Below are 2,114 nucleotides of genomic sequence, written 5' to 3' on the forward strand. Positions count from 1 at the left end.
CGGCGAATATCATGACTTTAATCCAGTCAGCAAAGCTGAATGGCTTGGATCCGTATGCCTATTTAAGTGATGTGCTGAAAAGGCTGCCGACGCATAAAGCGACCCAAATAGAAGAATTACTGCCACACCGCTGGAAACCTGAACCGAATTAAAAAATAGGCATGGGATTCAGCGGACGCTTACGATATTCAATATTCAATAAATTAGACTTCTTGCGTTAGTCAAATTTTAAGCAGCCGAAAGCTATATTTTATGCGGTTTTAGCCAATTCAAAAATTAGATAAAACTATACTTTCGCAAGAAGTCTATTAAATAATTTTTAAGCTTTATGACATCACCTGTCATTTTCTCTTTCTATATTTGTCTTGTTTAGTTGAGGCTCTTAAGCTTAATCAACTGCCGCAATGAAAAGTACTCAGGAAAAGAAAATCGATATGATAATACGTTCAGGCCCATTTACCAATAAGCATAGGAAGAATGCTTTAAAGCGTATTTTTAGAGCATTAATACAGGGAAAAATAAAGTGGGCTGAATTAAAGAGATTCTATTTAGCAATGTTGCACCTAGAACGTTATTTAGAAAGACTAAACATTGTTTAAAATAAAATTAATGGTTTTTTTGTTATTTATTGTGAATTTTTGTTTTTGTAATGTGTTATATTTCAAGCATATCAAAACCTTAAAAGTTTGGTATATGTTTTAAATAATTAGAGAAAATTTATGCAACGTGATGATTCTATTCATGAGCGTTTAGCTGACCGATTAGCAAATATTTTAACAAAGTTAAATATGGGGTATCAGTTAAGTATAAAAGAGCTGGCATCTGAGTTTGGGGTAAGTACACGTACTATTTCGAGAGATTTTGATCGCATTAACACTTATTTGCCTTTGTTACAGGATAATCAAAATAAAAAATTTTACCTAGATTTAAATTATTTGGGAAAAATTGCTCCAAAGGATATCCGTAATTTTGCACAGCTCTCAGGAATTAGTCATTTGTATCCCTCATTGGATATGTCTTTTCTGCGTGAGCTTTTAGATAGTCGAGCGCATCAGATTTATAGTGCTAAGGGTTACTCTTTTGAAGATGCTAGTCAGTTTAAAGAATTATTCAAAGTTCTTGGAAAAGCAATTCAAGAGCAGCGACAAATTGGTTTTCTATATAAAGGAGAATCTAGACTGGTTCAACCTTATCGCTTGATTCATCATCATGGTAGCTGGTATTTGGCAGCAGTTAGAAAAGATCAATTACGTACTTATCGCATTTCACATATTCAACTTATGCACGCTACGCATGAATATCCTCAATTTATTCCAGATCAAGATATTGTAAAAGTTGTGGAAGATGATGACAGCATCTGGTTCGGACAGGATAAACAGGAAATCATTTTATCTATTGATAGTCAGGTTGCTTTTTATTTTAAACAGAGATCAATACTACCTGAGCAACAAATTGTAAGAGAGTTGGGGGATGGTGGGTTGTTGGTTTCTTCTAAAATTAATCATGATATGCAGTTATTGCCTTTAATTCGTTTTTGGATTCCACATCTTAAAATTGTAAATCCAGAAAGATTGCAAGATGAGATGGAAAAGGGACTAAAGGAATATTTAGAGCGTAGGAGTTCATAATGGCGTGGAAGCCTAAACCAATGAAAATACAATGCCCTCAATGTAAAAAAATAGGAATTTTTGCACCAAAAAGTGATGTGATTTTAGGTTTTCCACGATGTGTGAAATGTGGAATGGTAATGAAAGTTGTAGGAAAAGTGACATTATTAGATTGGGTGATATATCCACTAACTTATATACGTAATATTTAGAATTTTTAGAGCATAAATAATGGACTTAATAAAACAGCAAAATTTAAAAGATGATGTTGATAAGTTGACAAAAATAACTAATCATGCGAAAAAAGTTTTTTTAGTTAACAGATGTTCACACATGCCTCGAATTGTTTCTGTACCACTTAGTTTAGAACAGCGAGAACAACTCATTTTTCTGGCCAAGCATGCAAAACATTGGCGTGAAAGACAACGTGCCCAAACTATTCTCTGGCTTTCTGAAGGTAAAAGTGTTGCGGAAGTTGCCACTCTACAAGAACGTATCCCAGAAACC

2 protein-coding genes and 1 pseudogene are annotated in these 2,114 nt (G+C 33.8%); all 3 read left to right on the forward strand.

The features are described 5' to 3' along the window. On the forward strand, positions 1-152 hold a 152-nt coding region (locus ACEO2X_RS13755; protein WP_371972157.1), incomplete at its 5' end, for a transposase domain-containing protein. A 567-nt stretch (positions 153-719) separates the two neighbouring features. Next, positions 720-1,628 carry a helix-turn-helix transcriptional regulator gene (locus tag ACEO2X_RS13760; protein ID WP_371972156.1) on the forward strand — a complete coding sequence of 303 codons (909 nt, stop codon included), beginning with the start codon at positions 720-722 and terminating at the stop codon, positions 1,626-1,628. A 210-nt stretch (positions 1,629-1,838) separates the two neighbouring features. Continuing rightward, positions 1,839-2,114: pseudogene (locus ACEO2X_RS13765) on the forward strand (hypothetical protein); the annotation flags it as partial.

It is taken from the genome of Acinetobacter sp. AL9, assembly GCF_041464035.1.
Lineage (GTDB): Bacteria > Pseudomonadota > Gammaproteobacteria > Pseudomonadales > Moraxellaceae > Acinetobacter > Acinetobacter towneri.

Coding starts and splice junctions, on each gene's coding strand:
- ACEO2X_RS13760 (WP_371972156.1), top strand. CDS start 720: ATGCAACGTGATGATTCTATTCATGAGCGTTTAGCTGACCGATTAGCA.